This is a genomic window from Thiocystis violascens DSM 198 (assembly GCF_000227745.2).
Taxonomy (GTDB): Bacteria; Pseudomonadota; Gammaproteobacteria; order Chromatiales; family Chromatiaceae; genus Chromatium; species Chromatium violascens.
The window spans coordinates 1,092,469-1,113,320 of record NC_018012.1 but is presented as its reverse complement, the minus strand read 5'-3'; the positions used below and the strand labels follow the sequence as shown (position 1 = coordinate 1,113,320).

The following is a 20,852-nucleotide window of genomic DNA, read 5'->3' as shown; positions in this document are numbered from 1 at the left end:
GCTGCCGTTCGGGTCGTGCGCGCATTGCGATGAACATTCCAGCCGTCATCCTGAACGTTCTGGCGGGAGCCGCGCTCATGGCCCTGTTACTGCTAAGATGGCGCCAGTGGCGCGCGCGGCGCGTCTCCGCGCGGGCATCGCCGCGGTCCCCACCGGCCAATCCGCGACAGGTCTCCATGCGTCCGCCAACGTCCAATCAAGATCCTCACGACCCGCTCACGCTGGAACTGGGCGTCTGGCGGCCGCCCCCGCGTCAGCAGCTCATGCGACGCCAGGCCGCCTTGTATGACGAACTGGCCGGGCAGCCGAACGAACGCTTCACGGTTGCGAGCGCACGGCGGGATCCACCACCGCGCATCCACACCGGTTTCGCGCCCTGGATCGTCGAGGACAGCCATCCGGCACCGACCGAACCGCCAGTCTTCGATCAGCCTCCCCCGCAGCCCATCGAAGGGACGCGCATCTCGCGTCTCGGACGCAAGCGCCAGGGTCTGGAAAGTCTCATTACCGACACTCCCTCCGTCAGCGAGGGACACCGCCATGAATCGAACGCTCGCTGATCCGCGTCTCGCCTCGCCGGAAGTCATCGCCATCGCCAGTCAGAAAGGCGGCGTCGGCAAGAGCACCACGGCGCTCAATCTCTCCATCGCGCTGGTGGCCGCGGGCCGCACCGTCCTGCTGATGGATCTGGATCCGCAGGGACAGGCCGGTTTGACCCTGATGTCCGGTGTCCTGGCGGGCGGCACGGAACGCATGCTGCGCGAAGCGAACCTGACCCGCGAGATGATGACCGCGACCGAGATCCCGGATCTCTTTCTGGTACCCGCCGGTCCCGGTCTGAGCGGCATCGAAAGCGAGCTGGCGCTACTGGGCGACAGTCGAACCCGGCTGCATCAGGCGCTGGCGACGCTGCCCTCGCTCCCCTTCCGTTTCGATGACATCGTGATCGATTGTCCGCCCTCCGTGGGGCTGCTCACCCTCAATGCACTGGCCGCCGCGCACAAGATTCTGTTGCCCGTTCCCTGTGAATCCTTCGTCCTCGAAAGTCTGCCCACCCTGCTCAAGACCATCGGCCGCCTGCGCGCCGGTCTCCAGCAACCGTTGCTCGGCGTGCATCTGCTGCTCGTCCGGCGCACCCCGAGCACATCCGATCAGGCGCTGGTCAACACCCTGCGGCAGGATTATGGACACATCATGTTGCTGACCGAGATTCCGTTCGACGATGCGGTCCGGGATGCAGCCGAGCGCGGCCAGCCGTTATTGACGCACTGCCTGCAGTGCGATGTCAGCCAGGCCTATCTGGATCTGGCCGCGGAATGGCTGTTGGGGCACGAAGAACATCAACAACCGGACAATGGCTGGTCTTTCCGGACCCGCCAGGAGCGTATGACAAGCGAGCGCGACCGGATGTGCACACGCATCCAGGCTTGGCTCATGGATCCTTCGTCGCTGCTCTATGACGAAACCTGGGAGGCCGGGCGCCAGCAGGATACGCAGGTGTTCGATGAACTCTTTCGCCCCCGCGTGCCGAAGCGACGGACACGCTTGCTCGCGCCGCTTCTGCTGCTTCTGGCTCTGTCGATCGCACTCCTGTTGTCTCTCCGGCTGCCAGACGCGCCCTGGCGGAACGGACTCGCCGAACTCCTGCCCGGTACCGGGCAGGGGGTGCCGAATCCTGAGCCGTTCAGCGCCGACATCAGCGTGCCGGCCAAGCCGGAGCCGGTAGACGAGCTGGATTCACTGGAGCCGTTGGCGACAGCGGGAACGACGGATGCGGCGGACAGCCTGAAGCCGAGCGAGACAGCGGGCATACTGGAGACAACAGAGGTAGCGGACACCCTGGCGCTGGTGGACGAGCCGGACCCACTGGAAACGGTGGAGGCAGCGGGAATGCCGGAGACGGCGGACAATCTGGAGGCAGGCGAGACAGCGGGCACAATGGACACAATGGAGCCGGCGGACGAGCCGGGACCACCGGAGTCGTCGGAGGTAGCGGGAGCGCCGGAGACGGCGGATAACCTGGAGCCGATGGCCGCAGCGGGCACAGCGGAGGCAGCGGAGGCGGCGGAGAATCTGAAGCCGAGCGAGGCAGCGGGAACGCCTGAGACGGCGGTTAACCTGGAGCCGATGGCGGCAGCGGAAACAACGGACGCAGCGGACACCCTGGAGTCGCTGGACACGCCAGACGATCGGGACGCGCCGTTCATGGGAGACGAGACCGAAGACGCGGCGATGACCGACATCGTGGATACCCTGCTACCCGCGACGCCCGAACCGGACACGGAACTCTTGGAAATTCGGCTTCCGCCACTCCCCGATTACCGCTGGGATGTGCAGGTGCTGGCCGGACGTTCGCTGGATCGCGTGCGGGAAGACAGCGAGGTCTTCATGCGCAAGTATGCAGCCATGCTCAAAAATCTGAGGCTCGCGATCAGCCGTGCGCGTTTTGGCGACACGCGCGACGACTTCTACCGGCTGCGCGTCATGGGATGGGACAGCCAGCGCGCGGCCGCGGACTGGTGCGGGAACCTGCGGAGCCGAGGCCAGAAATGTCTGGTGGTCCGCGTGGTCCAGGGCGACGGCTGAAGCGGATGCACAGCCTCTGCATCACCTCCGGGAAAGGCGGGGTTGGCAAAACCACCCTCGCCGTCAATCTGGGCATCGCCATGGCTCGCGGGGGGAAGCGCGTTCTGCTGCTCGATGGCGACATGGGGATGGCAAATCTCAATGTACAGATGAGGATCAATCCCGAATTCACGATTCACGATGTGGTGCGCGGACGCAAAAACCTGTCTCAGATCGTCATCCCGACGGAGTATGGCCTGGACCTGATCGCTGGCGGCAGCGGAATCGCCGAACTCTCCGAGCTGGGCGAGCACGAACGACAGAATGTCCTGCACGGACTGGAGGAGATCCATGGCTACGACATACTGATCATCGACACCGGGGCCGGCATCGGCGATAACGTCATCCGTTTTATCCTGGCGGCGGAACGTACCGTCATCGTCACGACTCCGGAGCCAACCTCCCTGACCGATGCCTACGGCATCGTCAAAACCGTCCTGGCACGCCGCGAAACACGCGGGAAGGCGCTCAAACTCCTGGTCAATTGCGTTGTCTCCGGCGCTCAAGCGCGGGACGTCGCCGCCCGTCTTAACAGCGTCACCAGCCGCTTCCTGCACGAGGGACTCGACTGTATCGGTTCGATCCCGTTCGATCCCCTGATCCAAAAAAGCATCATGGCGCAGAAGCCGCATCTGATTCTCAACCCCAGGGCCGCGAGTGCGCGGCACATCCGAGAGGTGGCGACCCGTCTCGCCGACGACAGGGGAATCGGCATCAAAAACAGTTTGGGAGGTTTTCTGCGGGCACTGTTCGGCTCTGGATAAAAGATCGATCCGAACCTTGGAGCAGTGGCGGGGCGGCGATCATCCCATACGAATACAATGGATGACGCGCCCGGATCATGACGGTGGCGCCTTTGGCGTGCCTGCCTGGAGCGTGTCTGGCTGGGGAGAATTTGGCGGGGGCGCGTTTGGCAGGCCGGATGTCCATTGCGACCAGGCCTGGCGCGCGAGTTCAGAGACGGCGTCCTGGGTTTCCAGCCAGCGTTGAACACGCTCGCGCCAGTTGCGATACGCGGGATCCTCAACCTCCGGCAGGGCCTCCAGCGCCGCCCGCCAGGCCCCTTGGCCGGCCTGTGTCAGGGCCGCCTCCGCCTGATCGCGCAAGGTCTCCAGGGGCTGCACGCGCGCGGCATAGTCCGCGGGACTCAACCGTCCATATTGCGCCAACTGCGTCCATTCGCCGCGCTGCCTGGTCAAATCCGCGTTCAGGCGCGCCAGCTCCGCGCGCAGGGCGACCGGCTCCGCGGGATCCTGAGCGGCGAGCGCATCCAGAAAGGCCAATTGCGCCGGCTCCGGCCAGAGTCGGTTGAGCGCGGCCAGTTCGGTTGCGAAGGGCTGACCGTCGGCGAGTTTTCGCGACAGGGTCTCAAGCACCACGAAGGCCACCATGGCGCGGCGCTGATGTTCGCTGTCCAGAATCTGCCAGGCCAGCGCACCCTCGCGGTCGGCTCCCGTGACGTTCCGCGTTCGCCACCAGGTCTGGGCCGTCTGGCCCAGATGCGACAGGTGCTGCCGTCCATCCTGGCTCGATAGCCACATGCCGCCTGCCGCGCCCGTCAACGCCAATAAGGATAAACCGAGAGGCCAGAGGATGCGTCGCGCACCCTTCGGCGAAGTCGGTTCGAGATAGGGCAGGGCCAGGGGCGCCGACGCGTGATCAATGCAGGGTTGCGGCGGAATCGGGGCGGCCGCGATCGCGCCGGACTCCAATTCGACCATGAGGGTCAGGAGGCGTCGGTAATCCACGGCAACCAGCCGCGCGAGACGCGGGTCGCGTCGCAAGAGCAGGCACCAGCGCTGCTCCGGTTCGAGTTTCAGCAACTCGCCCAGAAGCTCCGCGCTTTCGGCTTCCACGGCGACCTGGCCGGTGGCGATATGGGCGTCGAGGTGGGCAAACCAGCGTGCAGTCATCAACCAACCCACGGGAAAATGCGCGACCGCGGTCGCGGGATGGGAGCCTCAATCCAGGCCGCGCCGGCAATCCGCGTTCATTGCGGGGGAAGCGGCACCAGCGATGCGAAGCTCTGCTGCAACTGCTTGAGCCAGGAGGCGTAATCCCCGACCGCGCGCTTGGCGGCCAGGATGCCCAGTCCGGTCTGCTGCGCCACCGTGGCGGCATTCATCTGCAGGATGCGCCAAGGCGGCAGTTTCAGACGCTCGAAGTCGGTCCAGGCCTCGCTCAGGCAGGGCTCCATGCCGACGACGATCAACCCCTCGGCCCGCATCGCCGCGATGCGATGAAATTCCGGGGTCGCCTCATAGGCATTGAAATGACCGGCGATCCGGTTGAGCACCAGAATCCGCCGACTGTCGGGAAACGCCTTGGCGGCGGACTCCAACACCTCGATGCCCGCGCTGACCGCCAGCGGGTCGGCGGTGATGGGGACATAGATATCCATGCTGACGCCGCTTTCGCTCAAGAGCTCGCCCAGTTCGGATTTGACTGACCACTCGAGGATATGGCGATCCATGTTGGCCCCGAGATCGACGCCCGTATCCCGCTCCAGAATCTCGGCCGCCAGTTGATCCCAGTAGCTGTAGGCGAGCGAGGGATCGGCGCGCAGCGCCTTGATATCCGCGCCGATGCGTAGCGAAAGAACGTTGTCGTGGCCCACGAACTCGGCCAGCTTGGCCTTGTCGTCGATATCGATGAGACGCAGCGGGCGGCCCATGGCGTCGTAGAGGCAGGACAAGACCATCATGAGCACCGATTTGCCGACGCCCCCCTTGCCATTCATGATCCAAACTGTATGTCGCGACATAATCGGCGGGTCACTCAATATTAACGATTAGGAATATGACGTCGCGGTCTGCCATGCGCCTAGGCGCCATCGCTTGCCGCAACGGGAGGCGCCAGCGAGAAGCGGCTCGAACCGCGATCCAGCGATGCTTGCCCGATTCTCCATGAGAGAGACATCTCCGGTCAACATCCCCACGCCAGCGCGCTCAGGCTTGCGCCGACCGCAACCGCCAACAGACAGCAGACCAGAATCAGGCGCAGTGCCTGGCGCAAATGTACGCCATCGAGAGTCGCCGGCCAGTCGGGATCGCCCATGTATTGCTCGGTGACCAACTGCCCGCCATCGCGGATGGGACCGATCAGACGCACTCGCAGCGCGCCGGCGCAGGCGGCCTCGCTCCAGCCTGAATTGGGGCTCGGAAGCATGTCATGGTAAGTCCGGGCGGCCCGGAACGCTAGCCGGGGATGCAGATCGAGGATGGTCGCCGCCAGGGCGATCAGGGGAACCGAAAGTCGCGCCGGCAGCCAATGGATCAGATCGTCGGAACGCGCTCCGGCCCAGCCGAAACGTCCGTAGCGTTCGTTTTGGTAACCGACCAGTGAATCCAAACTCGACACCGTCTTGACCAGAATCAGCCCCGGCAGACCGAACAGACACAAGGCCCAGAGCGGCGTCAGCACCCCATCGGTCAGATTCTCCGACAGGCTCTCGATCGTGGCGCGCACGATCCCGTCGCGTTGCAGATGCGTGGTATCGCGTCCGACCAGCATGCTCAGACGCTGGCGCGCGGTCGGCAGGTCATCGAGCGCGTCGAGCACCCGCTGGCCGTGCCGCAGCAGATCGCGCATGCACAGCAGGCTGTAGGCGACGAAGAGATCCCAGGCCGGCGCCAGCCAGGGATGCAGCAGCCCGAGTCCCAACCGTGCCCCCCACCAGGCCGCAAGCGCGCCGCCGACCACCAGCAGCCAGTGCAGTATCCCGCCGCCGTGCCCGTTCAACCCGACGGCGAACAGCGCGCGCTCCCAGAGCAGGCTCCAGGCGCCGATGACTCGGATTGGATGCAGTCGATACACCGGGTCGCCAAAGATCGCGTCGAGCAGACAGGCGGCCAGAATCAGCGCAAGGTGTCCGGTCAGACCCATTTGCGTTCAAGGAACAGAGAGCGTCCCCGTCGGTGCGGGCGATACAGGTCGGACTCTTCGAGCAGCATGCGGGGCCTCGATCGGAAAAGCGGATTACGATGCCAATGCCGGGTTTCAGGGAGCGGCCGGTTGCCATCGGAATCGGCGAGTCACTTGGCGATTGCCAGGGTTGAACTAGTATTGAGTGTGAAGCAGCAGATGGACCGATGCCGATGAAAACTCGCAAATGGCTGTTTTTCCCATTGACCTCACTCGTCATTCTACCGGGATTGATGGCAGGCTCCTGGATTCTCGCCGAATCCGCCATCGAGGCCACTTCCGGCCAGGAATTCTGTTCGGCCTGCCACACCATGCGGCCGTTCGCCGAGACCTATGCGCTGGACGTTCATGGCGGTAGCAATCCACGGGGGCTCACGACCGCCTGCAGCGCTTGTCACTTACCCCACGACAGTCCAGCCAGCTACCTGATGGCCAAGGTGAACACTGGCATTCATGACGGCTTGGCGCAAATGATCGCGATCTTCAAGGCGCCAGACTGGATCGCGAATCTGGAACGCCGCAGCGACTATGTCCACGACTCGGGCTGTCTCGTCTGCCACTCCAGACTCGACCAGGCCAAGAATCAAAAACCGACCGCGGCCTTTGCCCATCAGACCTACTTCAGCGGTCAAGACGCCATGCGGTGCGTGACCTGCCATGCGCATGTCGGCCATCGCGACCTTCTCCAACATCTGTCCGCGCGCCGGGGAGAAATCGAGAGCGCCAAGCCGCAAGCGGAAGCCATCGATGAGCCCGCGCAATGAAGCCGCGTCTGCTTGCCGCCTTCTTTATCGGCTCGGCACTTTTGGTGATCGCCATCCGTGCCCAGGAAGGCGATCTCATCAACGGCCAACGGATTTATGCCGCTAAAATGTGCAATCTCTGTCATACCCTGGCCGGCGAATCGGGTCCGATGGCGGAACTTGGCGGTCCACTCGATGGCATCGGGACAAAGCGCGACGCTGCCTGGATCCGCCTCTATCTAAAGGATCCCATGGCGGCCCTACCCGAGGCAAAGATGCCCAGGATCGACCTGACCGACCAGGAAATCGCCGATTTGACCGCGTTCCTTAGAGGGTGTAGACAAAAATAATTGAGCTGCTATTTGTATACCAGTCTACAACTGAGCTGGTGTGCGCTGATGTCGAAAGCTGGTCGTCCCCCCAAGATTCACGAGGCGGAGCAAGCGGTATTGCGTCAAATTGTCACGGATCGCCCGACCTCCACGCTGTCAGAGATTGCCCGGGAACTCGCGGCACGGACGGGAATCGAGGCTCATGAAGCAACGATTCGCAAGTCCTTGCGGGAGGCGGGCGTCACGCGCCTCCGGGGCGAGAGTGGTCTCGAGGCGCAAGCGCGCGCAACGCCGCGTCGGTATGGGTATACGGATGCGCATCGTCGCCACGACCCCGACCAAAGCTACCCAAGTTGTCTGACCGATGCGGAGTGGGACTTGGTCGCCGCTCTCTTTGAGATGCCGGGCGGGCGGGGTCAACCGCCCCGCGTGTCGCGCCGGAGCATCCTGGAGGCGTGTTGCTACGTGGTGCGCACGGGGTGCGCGTGGCGGATGCTGCCGCACGATTTCGCGCCTTGGCAGAATGTCTACAAGACGTTTCGCCGTTGGAGTGCGGCTGGGAAGTTTGAGCAGATGCATGATCGACTGCGGGGGCAATGGCGCGAACGCGAGGGGCGTGAGATCGCGCCGACGGCGGCGGTGCTGGATGCGCAATCGACCCGCGGCTCGCCGCAGGGTGGACCGAGCGGCTTTGATGCGGGCAAGCAGGTCAAGGGGCGCAAGCGCAGCCTGGTGGTCGATACCTTGGGGTTCGTGTTGGCGGTGAGCGTGGTCGCGGCCAATCTTCAGGACCGCGATGCCGCCTCGGGCGCCGTCGCTGACGCGGCCGCCAAGTACCCCCAGATCAACACGCTGTTTGTCGATAGCGCCTACGCCGGTCAATTTGCCCAAACCACCGAGCAGACCCACGCGATCCGCGTGGAAGTCGTGCGCCATCCAGCCAACAAAAGCGTTGGCTCCTGGCACGTGGACGGGGCGCCTGACCGAGTGGTGATCGCCAACGCCGACGGCTTCGTTCCGCTGCCGAAGCGCTGGGTTGTCGAGCGCACCCATGCGTGGAATGAGCGTGCCCGTCGATTGATCATGCATCATGACCGTCTGCCAGCGGTCTCCGAAACCTGGGTTTGGCTGGCGGAGGCGCGCATCCTGCTGCGGCGGTTGACCACAACGGTTTGATTTTGTCTACACCCTCTGAGACTGCGTTAAATAAAATGGGTAAGCGCTCCGTTGCTTCGGTGCAATCCGCGCCAGCAGTTTTCATTTTGGCGTCATTCGCCATCTTTAGTACCCCGCTTGCGGGCGACATGACCTGCCAGTAGCCTTGTGGGTCTGTCAAACCCCGTCGCCCGGAAGCAAACCTGGCGCGCAAGACGCTGGACGAGGCCGACGCCTGGGGTCATGCGCGCGAGTAACTCGATCTGACCTCGGGGCTCATCGCCGTCATCGAGAACGCCGATGCCACGACCCTACGCGAGACCGTCTGGCGGTCAACCGCCCACGAGGCCGCTCGGTCGGCAGTTCCGACGGCACGCCGCCGCCGGGCGTCAAGCCGTTAGGCTGAACCGCGACGAACAACTTAATGGACACGGAAACACGCCAGGCGTTCGCGCCAATCAGCGCCGCGCCAGCAGGATCAGATCGTCGCCGCGCTGGATCCGCAGACTGTAGAGTCCGCCGGCCTTGCGCACGAGGGCGGCAAGATCACGCGGTCCGCCGATGCCTTGACCATTGACCTGCAGGATGCGGTCGCCCTCGCGCAGACCCGCGTTCCAGGCGGGGCTGTCGGCCTCCACCGTCCCCACCGGCACGGCAGGGATGCCGCCCCGGCGGTCCAGATCGCCGAACAGCGCGCCGGCGAGAAGTGGCGAGAGACGCTCGCCGGGAACGAAATCGCGGTAGGGGTCGGCGATGGTTCCGCTCAGGCGACGCTCTTTACCGCCGCGCACGATCGTCAGATCCACCTTCTCGCCTACCCGCAGCAGTCCGAAGCGATTGCGTAGATCCGCCGATCCTTTGACGGGTTTGTCGTTGACCATGAGGATAATGTCGCCTTCGCGCAGTCCCGCGTCGGCGGCCGCCGAGCCCTTTTCCACGCTTGTGACGAGCGCGCCCGCGCGGTCCTCAAGGTCAAAGGCCGCGATCAGTTCGCCGGTCAGATCCTGCACCCCGACCCCGAACAGCCCACGCCGCACCGCGCCATGTTCCACGATCTGTTCCATGATGGAACGGATCATGTTGACGGGGATCGCGAAGCCGATGCCGATATTGCCACCGCCGGGGGCGAGGATCGCGGTGTTCATGCCGACCAGTTCGCCGCGCAGATTGACCAGCGGACCGCCCGAGTTGCCCGGATTGATCGAGGCATCGGTCTGAATGAAGCTCTCGTAACCCTCGATGCCGAGCCCGGTACGCCCCAGTCCGCTCACGATCCCGGAGGTAACGGTCTGGCTGAGACCGAAGGGATTGCCGATCGCCACAACGAAATCGCCGACCTTGAGCGCGTCCGAATCCGCGAACGGCAGCGCCGTCAGATCCGCGGCGGGGATGCGCAGAACGGCGACGTCGGTATCCGGGTCGGCGCCGATCAGTTCGGCGTCCAGGGTGCGCCCGTCGTGCATGCCGACCCCGATCCCGGACGCCTTGGCGATGACATGATGATTGGTCAGAACCAGCCCGCGTTTGGCGTCCACGACGATCCCGGAGCCCAGGCTGTTGCTTTTGCGCTGCTGGCGTTCCTGAGGGAGATCGAAGAAGTGGCGGAAAAAGGGATCGCGCAGCAGCGGATGGTCCGCCGTCTCGATCCGGCTCACCGTGGAGATATTGACCACCGCCGGAACCGCGCGCTCCAGCATCGGCGCCAGACTCGGAAGCGGCTGACCATCGACCGCCGTGGGCAGACCCGCGTGCGAGGGCATCGCCGACAGCAGAAGGGAAATGAGAACGAAAGCGTGGATAAGGTTTCGGATACAGGTCATGGCCGGCAGACTGGTTGACATTGCATGGAACCTGAAAATAAGGGAGAGATCGGGATTGCGCAATGGCGTGTCCCAACGACGACGGTCTGCTCGCCAATTGAGATTCAATTCGCAATCAATGTATAAAGCCGCATCACCCCGGTTCGGATGAGAAAATCCCTGACAAATTTCAGGATTGGCCTCGCCGCGATAACCACTGGCACCGATTATTCATCTATCATAGTCGGCCACAGCAGGGAGAGCCCCATCATTCTCATCTTTATTAGGAGGTTAAATGCTGGACGGAGCCCTGCCGACGATCCTGATCGTCGATGACTCGCCCGAAAACCTCACGGTCTTGAGCGAACTTTTGCAACTCGACTATCGGGTACGCGCGGCCACGTCCGGCGAGAAGGCGTTGCGGATCGCCGCCACCGCGCCCTGGCCGGATCTCGTCCTGCTGGACGTGATGATGCCGGGCATGGATGGCTACGAGGTCTTCACCCGCTTGCGCGCCGATCCGCAGACCCGAGAGATTCCGGTGATCTTCGTCACCGCGATGGACAGCGCCGAGGCCGAACTGCGCGGTCTCGATGTCGGCGCGGTGGACTATATCGCCAAGCCGATCGTGCCGTCGATTTTACTGGCGCGGGTCCGCACGCAGTTGGAACTCAAGCAGGCGCGCGATTGGCTGAAGGACCAGAACGCCTATCTGGAGGCCGAACTCGCGCGGCGCATGAGCGAGAATCTGGTGGTGCAGGAGGTCAGCATCCATGCGCTGGCGCACCTGGCCGAGATCCGCGATCCGGAGACCGGCAACCATCTGCGGCGCACCCAGGGCTATGTCAGCACGCTGGCCCATCAATTGCGCGATCATCCCCGCTTCTCCGAGTTCCTGACCGACCGCGTGATCGACCAGTTGGCGAAATCGGCTCCGCTGCACGACATCGGCAAGGTCGGCATTCCCGACTCGATCCTGCTCAAGCCGGGCAAGCTCACGCCGGACGAGTGGGAGATCATGAAGACCCATGCCAAACTGGGCAGCGACGCCATCGAGCAGGCCGAGCGCGATGCCGATCGGCTGGTCGAATTTCTTGTCCTGGCCAAGGATATCGCCCACTATCATCACGAGAAATGGGACGGCAGCGGCTATCCCGAGGGCCTTGCCGGCGACGCCATTCCGATCGCCGCGCGCCTGATGGCGCTCGCCGACGTCTTCGACGCGCTCATCTCGCCCCGCGTCTACAAGCCGCCCATGACCTTCGAGGATGCCTTCAACATCATCGTCGCCGGTCGCGGCAGTCATTTCGATCCGGACGTGACCGATGCCTTTCTCGCCACCTTCGAGGAATTTCGCGGGATTGCCGTTCGCTACCTTGAAAACGAGCCAGACTTGCCAACAGGTAACCGCCCCGGCCGAGCATGAGCGAGCCGGAATCGGTCCGAGCGACGGAGAATCCCGCTCGCGTCCATGCTGGCGGCAAGGAGATTTCAGTGACTGACGACCCTGATCGTCGCGCCGGACAGGGCGCTTTGTCGGCTGTTCTGGCCGTGGTGCTGGCGTATGCCGCGTTTGCCGGGATGTGGATCCTGCTGTCCGACCGAGCGGTGTCCTGGCTGGTCAGCGTTCCGGCCCAGGTGACCTTGATCAGTACGCTGAAGGGTTGGCTGTTCGTCGCCGTCACCTCCCTGCTGCTTTATGTCCTGCTGCGACGTTTCCCGCCCCCCCGCGAGGCTGCCGGGGACATCCCGCTTCCCAAGCCGCCGCCCCGCGCCCTGCTGCTGCCGTTCATCCTGCTAGCGGCGGCCATTGTCATCCTGACGCTCGGCGGTATCGCGATCGATTTCAGCCGCCAGAAGGAGAGCGAGGCCGCCCGCCTCAAGACCATCGCCGAACTCAAGACCCGGCAGATCGCCGATTGGCTGCAGGAGCGTCGGGGCGACGCACTCTTCTTGCAACACAGCCGCTTGTCCGCGGAACTGGATGCAAGCCTCTTCGCGGCGAACGGACCGAAGGCGAACGGCGAACTGCTGGAACATCTCAAGACGTTCGCGCGCTACAACGCTTTTCATGGCGTCATGCTGCTGAACGCGCTGGGCGAATCACTCTGGGATCTAAATGGCGGGACAACGGCCCTTGATCCCCGCCTGGTCGCGGCGGTTAGAGCGTCCGCCGCCGACCGGAAGGTCAGTCAATTCGGTCCCTATCGCGATGGACGAGGCGTGATCCATCTGGATTTTCTGGTGCCGTTGCCGGCGCGAGACGGCCAGTTCGGACCGGTCGTCGTCCTGCACACGGACCCGACGGCGCGTCTCTATCCCGCGCTTCAGAGTTGGCCGATACCCACCGAGACGGGCGAGACCCTGCTGGTCCGGCGCGATGGCGACGATGTGGTCTCCCTGAACGCATTGCGTCATCGGACAGGGACGGAATTGACGTTTCGCCTACCGCTGACGACCCCGCGCCTGCTGGCCGCGCGGTATCTGCTTGACCCGGCCAATTTCGGCACCCTTCAGGAAGGCGAGGATTATCGCGGCAAGCCGGTCCTGGGCGTGGCCATGACCGTGCCAGAAACCGACTGGCTCCTGGTGGTCAAGCTCGATCGCGCCGAGCTGTACGCCAGGGTGGCGAACAATGCCGTTTGGATCGGTCTTGCCGGTTTACTGGCGCTCTTCATGACCGGAACCGGAGCCTTTCTGCTGCGTCAGCGTCAGCAACTGGCGCTTGCCGCGTCCTTGCATCGCTCCCAGAAGGAACGGTTGGACGCGCTGAATCTGCTGGCCGCCATCGCCGAGGGTTCCACGGACGCCATCTTCGCCAAAGATCGCGAGGGTCGCTATCTGCTCTTCAACCGAGCCGCCGCTCGGTTCAGCGGGAAATCCGCCGAGTCGGTGCTGGGCAACACCGACGACGAACTCTTCCCCCCTGACCAGGCGGAACTGGTCCGGTCCAATGACCGGCGGGTGATGGACGACGATCGCAGCCTGACCTTTCAGGAATTCCTGACGACCACCGAGGGGATGCGGCGCTTTCTCGCGATCAAGGGCCCCCTGCGCGACGCGCATGGCCAGATCACCGGCGTGTTCGGGATCTCCCGCGACATCACCGAGATCGATCAGGTGTCGCGCGCGCTCGCCGACGAAACGGCCCGGCGTCTGGCGCTGATCGAGAGTTCGCGCGATGGCATCCTGGTCTTCGACGAGCAGCATCGCATCGCCGAGGCCAACCAACGTTTTGCCGAGATGCTCGGTTATACGCCAGAGGAACTTATTGGCCTGCACAGTTGGGACATCGACGCGGTGATGACCGAGTCTCAGGTGCGCGAAGGCTTCGCCGAGTTTCCGGCTTCGGGCAGAATATTCGAGACCCTTCACCGACGCCGGGACGGTTCTGTCTACGCCGTCGAGGTCAGCGCCAGCAGCGCCAGTTGGGGCGGACGCAAGCTGGTGCTGTGCATCTGTCGGGACATCAGTGAACGCAAGCAAGCCGAGGCGGAACTGGACCGGTACCGTCATCGTCTGGAGGAACTGGTCGAGGAGCGCACCGCCGAGCTACGACGTCAGAGTCAGGCGCTACGCGCGATCATCGACAATATCCCGCACATGATCTGGCTGAAGAACCGCGAAGGGCGCTTTTTGGCGGTCAATCGGGCGTTCGCCGAGGCGACTCGGCACTCGGCCGAGGAACTGCTGGGCAAGACCGACCTCGACATCTGGCCCCGGGAGATGGCCGAACGCTACCGTGCCGACGACGCCGACGTCATGGTCACGCGCCGGCAGAAAACGGTCGAGGAAGGCATTCCCAATCGACCCGAGGCATTCGAGACCTTTAAGGCGCCCGTCCTCGACGCGGATGGGAGCGTCCTGGGCACGGTGGGATTCTCGCGCGATATCAGCGTCCCAAAAGAGCTCGAACGGATTCAGGAGATGGCGCGGGAGTGGGCCGAGTCCGCCAATCGGGCCAAGAGCGCCTTTTTGGCCAACATGAGCCACGAGATCCGTACCCCCATGAACGCCATCGTCGGTCTGACCTATCTGCTGCAACGCAGCGGAGTGACGCCCGAGCAGGCCATGCGTCTGGACAAGATCGAATCGGCGGCCCAACATCTTCTCTCCATCGTCAACGACATTCTCGATCTGTCCAAGATCGAGGCGGGTCGGCTGGAACTGGAGCAGACCGATTTTCACCTGATGGGCGTCCTCGACCATGTGCGTTCGCTGATCGCCGATCAGGCGCAGTCCAAGGGGCTGACGATCGACGTGGATACGGACGACATGCCTCCCTGGCTACACGGCGATCCTACCCGCCTGCGTCAGGCGCTGCTCAATTTTGCCGGCAACGCGGTCAAGTTCACCGAACGCGGAACGATCGTCCTGCGCGCTCGTCTGCTGGAAGAATACGAGCATCGACTGCTGGTGCGCTTCGAGGTGGTCGACACCGGCATCGGCATCGCGCCGGAGGAACTGACACGTCTGTTCACGCCCTTCGGACAGGCCGACGTCTCGACCACGCGCAAGCATGGCGGTACGGGTCTGGGGCTCGCGATCACCCGCCGGCTGGCGCAGCTCATGGGCGGCGACGCCGGCGTCGAAAGCGAGCCGGATCGGGGCAGTACCTTCTGGTTCACCGCCCGGCTCAGCCGTGGTCGCGGCATCGCGCCGACGCCATCCGCCATGCCGTCGACGAATAACGAGTCCGCGTTACGCCGCCGCGCGGCGGGCACGCGCATCCTGCTGGTGGAAGACAATGTCATCAATCGCGAGGTGGCGATGGAACTGCTGCACGCGGTGACCCTGGCGGTGGATGCGGCCGAAAACGGTCGGGAGGCGGTCGCCATGGTCGCCGCGAACGCCTATGACCTGGTGCTGATGGACGTTCAGATGCCTGAAATGGATGGTCTTGAGGCGACGCGCACGATCCGCGCACAGGCCGGACATGAAGCCGTCCCGATTCTGGCCATGACCGCCAACGCCTTCGAAGAGGATCGTCAGGCGTGTCTGGACGCCGGTATGAACGACTTCGTGCCCAAGCCCGTGGAGCCAGACGTGCTCTACCGCGCCTTGCTGAAATGGCTGCCGGGGAGTGACGAGCGCGGCGGCGACGGCCAGCTGTCCGTGTCGCGCGCGGGCGCCGAAGGCGCTGCCTGGATGCCCTGGCTCGCCGGGGTTCCCGGACTCGACAGTCTGCGCGGACTCGCGGCGGTGCGTGGACAGCGCACGATCTATCTGCGTCTGCTGCGGTTGTTCGCACAGTCGCATGGCGAGGATCCGGCGGCGCTGCGCGCCTGTCTGAAGGCGGGGGACGAACTGGGGGCGGTACGGGTCGCCCACGGTCTGAAAGGTGCCGCCGCGACCCTGGGCGCTGATCGTCTGGCGAGCTGCGCGGGGCGCCTGGAAATTTCGCTCGGGCGGCGCTCCGAGACGGAGGTCATCGCATCCGCGACCGATGAACTCCAGCGCGAACTTGATCGCCTGGTCGCCGCCATCCTGGCGCTGCCGGAGGAGGGCGAATGGAGCAATCCCGAAGCCACTGTTCAGAGTACCGTTCTGCGTCGGGTCATGAGCGAGCTGGATACCTTGCTGGCGGAAGACAATGTGCGGTCCGTCCAGTTCGCGCGCGATTCGGCCGCCCTGCTGCGCGTGGCCTTGGGCGAGACGTTCGGCGATCTTGAGCGTGAGATTCAGCGCTTCAACTTCGACGCGGCGCTGGAGATTTTGAGAGCCGCGCGCACGCTGTAGGGGCGAATTCATTCGCCCCGACATCCCGGTATCCGCGCACTCGACGCGGCGAATGAATTCGCCCCTTACAGGACTGCATCCTGATCAAGGGATTGGATATGCCCTTTAAGGCGATTTCCGGAGACGAACGGAAAATCGGTAAAGTCTTTCCCGAAAATCACCTAAATCACCTAAATCACCTAAAGCCGTAGCCGATGATGCTCCAGCGGATAGCCACGCTCGCGATACGCGCGGAAACGCTCGCGCCCGGTGGCGCGGGCGTTGGGGTCATGGTCGATCAGCTCGCACACGCGCTCGAAACGGTCCAGGAAGTCAGGAATCTCGAAGGAGAGATTGAGCAGAACCTGATGCTCGGTTTCCGGCCTTCCGTCATCGCTAATGAGGACGGGCGTTAGCTCGGGATCGGTCTGGCCTACCAGCCCGTGTGGCAGGAAGCTGTCCTGGCGAAAGGTCCAAAGCAGGCGGTCCAGATGGCGCGCCTGCTCCGAATCCGGACAGTGGATGAGGACGCGCAGTTCCTTGGCGCGAATCCGTTCCACGAGCCGGCAGGTCAAGAGAAAGCGGTCGCCGCGACTCTCCGGTTCCAGGCTGTAGAAATCGATTCGGGTCATCGCATCGCAGATCCCGTCGGTCAGAATCCTTCCGTCGACGTGAACAGACCCACCCGCAGATCCTTGGCGGTATAGATGGTCCGCCCGTCGACCTGCACCACCCCGTCGCCGATGCCGAGCACCAGTTTGCGGGTGATGACCCGTTTCATGTCGATGTGGTAGGTGACCTTGTTTGCGGTCGGCAGAACCTGGCCGGTGAATTTGACCTCGCCCACACCGAGCGCCCGGCCATGGCCGGGATTGCCGATCCAGCCAAGATAGAAGCCGACGAGTTGCCACAGGGCGTCGAGTCCGAGACAGCCTGGCATCACGGGGTCGCCTGGAAAGTGGCACTGGAAAAACCAGAGTTCCGGCGTGATGTCCAACTCGGCGAGGATCTCGCCCTTGCTGTTGGCTCCGCCGAAATTCGCGATGCGGACGATCCGGTCCATCATCAGCATGTTCGGAACCGGCAATTGGGCATTGCCTGGCCCGAACATCTCGCCCCGGCCGCAGGCAAGAAGTTCATCGCGATTGAAAGTGGCTTCTTTGGTCATGTGATTCCTTGATTTGATGTGAATGTTTAAACCGCGTCCAGCCGTTCCCTGCGGGTAGGCGCAAGGCTGGAACGGCCTGAGACTGCGCAGATGACGCTAGACGCGGTTTAAGCGGTCGCGGACGAATGCGACGATCTCCGCGAGCGGAACCAATTGCATCTCCTCATCGGTACGCCCCTTGTACTCGACCTGGCCGTCGTCGAGCCCCTTGTCGCCGACGACGATACGGTGAGGGATGCCGATCAGTTCCATGTCCGCGAACATGAAGCCGGGGCGGGCGTCGCGGTCGTCGAGCAGAACCTCGATCCCGGCGGCCTGGAGGTCGGCGTAGAGTTGTTCGGTCGCCTCGCGGACACGGTAGGATTTGCCGAGCTTCATCGGCAGGAGCGCGACCTCGAAGGGGGCGATCGGCGCGGGCCAGCAGATGCCGCGCTCGTCGTGATGCTGTTCGATGGCGGCGGCCACGACCCGCGAGACGCCGATGCCGTAGCAGCCCATGGTCAGGGTGGTGGCGCGCCCGTCCTCGCCGAGCACCGTCGCCTTCATCGCCTCGCTGTATTTGCGCCCAAGCTGAAAGATATGCCCCACCTCGATGCCGCGCGCGATGGTGAGCGTCCCCTGTCCGTCCGGGCTGGGATCGCCTTCGATGACGTTGCGCAGGTCGGCGATCTCGGGCAGCGGCAGATCGCGGCCCCAGTTCAGGCCGAACCAGTGTTTGCCATCCTGGTTGGCGCCGGCGCTGAAATCGGCGGTGACCGCGACGGTGCGGTCGACGAGGCAGGGGATGGGCAGGTCTTTTGGACCGAGCGAGCCGGGACCGGCACCGATGGCCGCGCGGATCTCGGCCTCGGTGGCCATGCGCAGCGGCGCGGCGACCTGGGGCAGCTTTTCCGCCTTGATGGCGTTGAGTTCATGGTCGCCACGCACTAGCAGGGCGATCAGATCGGCCTCGATGGCGTCCGAGGCGGCGACCACCAGCGTCTTGACCGTGCGCGCGATCGGCTGACCGAACTCTTCGACCAGATCGGCGATGGTGCGCGCGTTGGGCGTGTCGACCAGACGCGCGTCCTCGCCGGGCGGCGGGAGCGCGGCAGCCAGCGCCACGGCCTCGGCCATCTCGACGTTGGCGGCATAGTCGCTGCCGGTGGAGAAGGCGATGGCGTCCTCGCCGGAGGCCGCGAGCACATGGAACTCATGCGAGGCGTTGCCGCCGATGCTGCCGGTATCCGCCTGCACGGGTCGGAAGTCGAGCCCGCAGCGGGTGAAGATGCGGCAATAGGTCGCGTGCATCTGACGATAGGTCTCGGCCAGCGAGGCTTCGTCGAGATGGAAAGAATAGGCGTCCTTCATGAGGAATTCGCGCGCGCGCATCACGCCGAAGCGCGGGCGTATCTCGTCGCGGAACTTGGTCTGGATCTGATAGAAATTGATCGGGAGCTGTTTGTAGCTCTTGAGTTCGTTGCGGGCCAGATCGGTGATGATCTCCTCGTGGGTGGGGCCGAAACAAAATTCGCGCCGGTGACGATCATGGAAACGCAACAGTTCGGGGCCATATTTTTCCCAGCGGCCGGATTCTTGCCAGAGTTCGGCGGGCTGCACCGCCGGCATGGAAACTTCGAGCGCCCCCGCGCGGTCCATTTCTTCACGGACGATCCGCTCGACCTTGCGTAGCACGCGCAGACCCAGGGGCAGCCAGGTATAGAGTCCGGCGGCGAGTTTGCGGATCAGCCCCGCGCGCAGCATCAGCCGATGACTGGCAATCTCGGCGTCGGCGGGGATTTCCTTGATGGTCTGCAGGGGGAACTGTGAGGTGCGCATGGGGGTAACGATGGCAAGGGAAAGCAGGCGAGTTTAGGGTTCAACGAGGCTGGAAACAACTCTTCCGATGCCTGTTCCATTCCCGCCAAGCTCTGGAGCGCCATTCGGGATGGATGCATTTTTCGGCGAATGTTGTTGTAATGGTCCTGCTTTTTCCAACCGCAGGAATCCACGATGCTGCTTGAATGTGCCTGGATTTATCTGGACGCAACCCGACAACCGCGAAAGAAATCATTGCCGACTGGTCATCGAGTCATCGCACCATGAATCCTAAGAACGAGCCGCTCGTGCGTGATCGTCGCACCCAAACGCGGATTCATGTCAATATTCCGATCCAGGTAACCTTTCCGGGCATGACCGCGCCGGTCACCGCGATCAACCTGGATATTTCCTGGGGCGGGGTGCTCTTCTCCATGACCGAACCGCCTCCCGAGCAGGCGAGTTCGCTGCGCGTCGTTCTGCCCTGGAAGCAAGGCGAACGGATTACGGCCGATGCACACCTGATCCGCGCGAAAGCGCTGCAAGACGGAACCCATCTGATTGCCGCGCGGTTTTTCAGTTTGACTCCGCGCAGTCATTCGCGGCTCGAACACTTGTTGAAAATGCTGCAAGGCGGACGTGCGGCGGGCCAGAACGATCATTCCAGCGGCTTGGTTCGGGAACTGGAGGTGACCGCCAATGACGTCGACGACCTGCGTCACATGCTGGCGCAGATCGCGAGCGGGCGTCTCTCGGTCACCGTCTTCGATGCCTATGACATCGACCAAAGCATCAAACTGTCGATCGCGGGGACGACTGGAGCGCCGGGGATTCGGTTGAGAGCCCGTGTGGTCGACCTCAATAAAACCCAGCCGACGGGTTTTTATTGGACCGAGTTATACACCCTGACGCTGGAGTTCGAGCACCCCAGGAAATCGATCAAGGCATTCGTCGATCTCTTTCTCAGTCATGTGCCGGAAGGGCAAGACGCATCGAAATCGCGCCATCTCTCCGAGGCGCCCGACTGGATACGCGCCACCCCGCTCGCCAGGGTTACCAGTGCCGAGAAGGCGCGGCGGTCGGGTAAAAGCGGTCAGCCCTGCGTTTTGGAAGCGGATTTTCCGGAGGCGCTGAATCGGCTGACGGTCGGTTGGGGAGATGTCGAAGCCTTCGAGGCGCTCTTTCGCGACCTCGTTCTGGGGGATCAGGGGCAACCCGATGGCTGGCCGGCGGATGCCTGGGAAGAACTGGAACTCTTGCAGAACGTGCATGATCTCTCTTACGGCATTTCCGCCGCCAGAAAAAGCACGCTCAAGGTTGGCCGGAGGGTTTAGGGGATCCGCGATGGCGCTCCGGCTTGCCGCGCGTCATCCGAACGAACGATGGCTTGACCGCCAGTAACGGTCGCTGTAACTTCGACCCTTTTTCACGTTTTCATTATTCCTCGTTCAACCGGGGAACCATGGCTGGTTGACGTCTTCCGACGATCGCGGATTCGCCGCGCTCGCGGTGGCGTGACGCGGGCGCCGCTTTACTTCGCGGGCATCCGCCGACGGGCCATGCGTCCCCCCGGTTGCGCGGGCTGATCGGA

Annotated in this window: 16 protein-coding genes; 9 read left to right on the top strand and 7 right to left on the bottom strand. The window is 63.7% G+C overall.

The annotated features are described in order from the left end of the window. The first annotated feature begins 29 nt into the window (after positions 1-29). The 3 genes from THIVI_RS25050 to THIVI_RS04965 are packed head-to-tail and all read left to right on the top strand — an operon-like array spanning position 30 to position 3,389. Positions 30-560: a hypothetical protein gene (locus tag THIVI_RS25050; RefSeq protein WP_169315562.1), complete on the top strand. Its 531-nt coding sequence runs from the start codon at positions 30-32 to the stop codon at positions 558-560. Then, a complete protein-coding gene (locus THIVI_RS22535; RefSeq protein ID WP_014777535.1) occupies positions 541-2,586 on the top strand; it encodes an AAA family ATPase in 2,046 nt (681 codons plus the stop codon). Before THIVI_RS25050 ends, THIVI_RS22535 begins: the two co-directional genes overlap by 20 nt. A gap of 5 nt (positions 2,587-2,591) precedes the next feature. Beyond that, a complete protein-coding gene (locus THIVI_RS04965) occupies positions 2,592-3,389 on the top strand; it encodes a MinD/ParA family protein (RefSeq protein ID WP_041446834.1) in 798 nt (265 codons plus the stop codon). A gap of 75 nt (positions 3,390-3,464) precedes the next feature. Here the strand turns inward: THIVI_RS04965 and THIVI_RS04960 are convergent, their stop codons facing one another. The 3 genes from THIVI_RS04960 to cbiB all read right to left on the bottom strand — a co-directional run bounded on the left by THIVI_RS04960 (position 3,465) and on the right by cbiB (position 6,510). Further along, entirely contained in the window at positions 3,465-4,538 is a 1,074-nt protein-coding gene (locus THIVI_RS04960) for a hypothetical protein (RefSeq protein ID WP_014777533.1), read from the bottom strand. A gap of 77 nt (positions 4,539-4,615) precedes the next feature. Beyond that, a complete protein-coding gene (locus THIVI_RS04955) occupies positions 4,616-5,365 on the bottom strand; it encodes a P-loop NTPase family protein (RefSeq protein WP_014777532.1) in 750 nt (249 codons plus the stop codon). Between the two features lie 185 nt (positions 5,366-5,550). Next, the gene (gene cbiB, locus THIVI_RS04950) at positions 5,551-6,510 is read right to left on the bottom strand and encodes an adenosylcobinamide-phosphate synthase CbiB (RefSeq protein ID WP_014777531.1); all 960 of its coding nucleotides are present in this window, start codon (positions 6,508-6,510) and stop codon (positions 5,551-5,553) included. Between the two features lie 212 nt (positions 6,511-6,722). Here cbiB and THIVI_RS04945 point away from each other — a divergent pair, with 212 nt between their 5' ends. From THIVI_RS04945 to THIVI_RS04935, 3 genes are read left to right on the top strand one after another with little or no spacing between them, the layout of a single operon-like run. Beyond that, positions 6,723-7,313: a cytochrome c3 family protein gene (locus tag THIVI_RS04945; protein WP_014777530.1), complete on the top strand. Its 591-nt coding sequence runs from the start codon at positions 6,723-6,725 to the stop codon at positions 7,311-7,313. Then, a complete protein-coding gene (locus THIVI_RS04940; RefSeq protein WP_014777529.1) occupies positions 7,310-7,642 on the top strand; it encodes a c-type cytochrome in 333 nt (110 codons plus the stop codon). Before THIVI_RS04945 ends, THIVI_RS04940 begins: the two co-directional genes overlap by 4 nt. Positions 7,643-7,690: 48 nt before the next feature. Beyond that, a complete protein-coding gene (locus tag THIVI_RS04935) occupies positions 7,691-8,800 on the top strand; it encodes an IS5 family transposase (RefSeq protein ID WP_041447215.1) in 1,110 nt (369 codons plus the stop codon). 437 nt (positions 8,801-9,237) lie between these two features. On the opposite strand, the gene THIVI_RS04930 is transcribed toward THIVI_RS04935, so the two are convergent. Further along, the gene (locus THIVI_RS04930) at positions 9,238-10,620 is read right to left on the bottom strand and encodes a DegQ family serine endoprotease (protein WP_014777528.1); all 1,383 of its coding nucleotides are present in this window, start codon (positions 10,618-10,620) and stop codon (positions 9,238-9,240) included. Between the two features lie 253 nt (positions 10,621-10,873). On the opposite strand from THIVI_RS04930, the gene THIVI_RS04925 reads away from it, so the two are divergent. Continuing rightward, on the top strand, positions 10,874-12,004 hold the full coding sequence (locus THIVI_RS04925; RefSeq protein ID WP_014777527.1) for a response regulator: 1,131 nt from the start codon (positions 10,874-10,876) through the stop codon (positions 12,002-12,004). A 68-nt stretch (positions 12,005-12,072) separates the two neighbouring features. After that, complete coding sequence (locus THIVI_RS04920) at positions 12,073-16,317, top strand: PAS domain-containing protein (RefSeq protein WP_169315561.1); 4,245 nt, start codon at positions 12,073-12,075, stop codon at positions 16,315-16,317. 179 nt (positions 16,318-16,496) lie between these two features. Here the strand turns inward: THIVI_RS04920 and THIVI_RS04915 are convergent, their stop codons facing one another. The 3 genes from THIVI_RS04915 to THIVI_RS04905 all read right to left on the bottom strand — a co-directional run bounded on the left by THIVI_RS04915 (position 16,497) and on the right by THIVI_RS04905 (position 19,282). Continuing rightward, complete coding sequence (locus THIVI_RS04915) at positions 16,497-16,928, bottom strand: DNA polymerase III subunit chi (protein WP_014777525.1); 432 nt, start codon at positions 16,926-16,928, stop codon at positions 16,497-16,499. Positions 16,929-16,948: 20 nt separating this feature from the next. Next, entirely contained in the window at positions 16,949-17,464 is a 516-nt protein-coding gene (fabA, locus tag THIVI_RS04910; RefSeq protein WP_014777524.1) for a 3-hydroxyacyl-[acyl-carrier-protein] dehydratase FabA, read from the bottom strand. A gap of 96 nt (positions 17,465-17,560) precedes the next feature. Further along, entirely contained in the window at positions 17,561-19,282 is a 1,722-nt protein-coding gene (locus tag THIVI_RS04905; protein ID WP_014777523.1) for a proline--tRNA ligase, read from the bottom strand. A 263-nt stretch (positions 19,283-19,545) separates the two neighbouring features. Between THIVI_RS04905 and THIVI_RS04900 the strand changes: the two genes are divergently transcribed. Next, positions 19,546-20,595, top strand: a complete 1,050-nt coding sequence (locus THIVI_RS04900) for a PilZ domain-containing protein (protein ID WP_014777522.1) — start codon at positions 19,546-19,548, stop codon at positions 20,593-20,595. Positions 20,596-20,852: the final 257 nt, after the last annotated feature.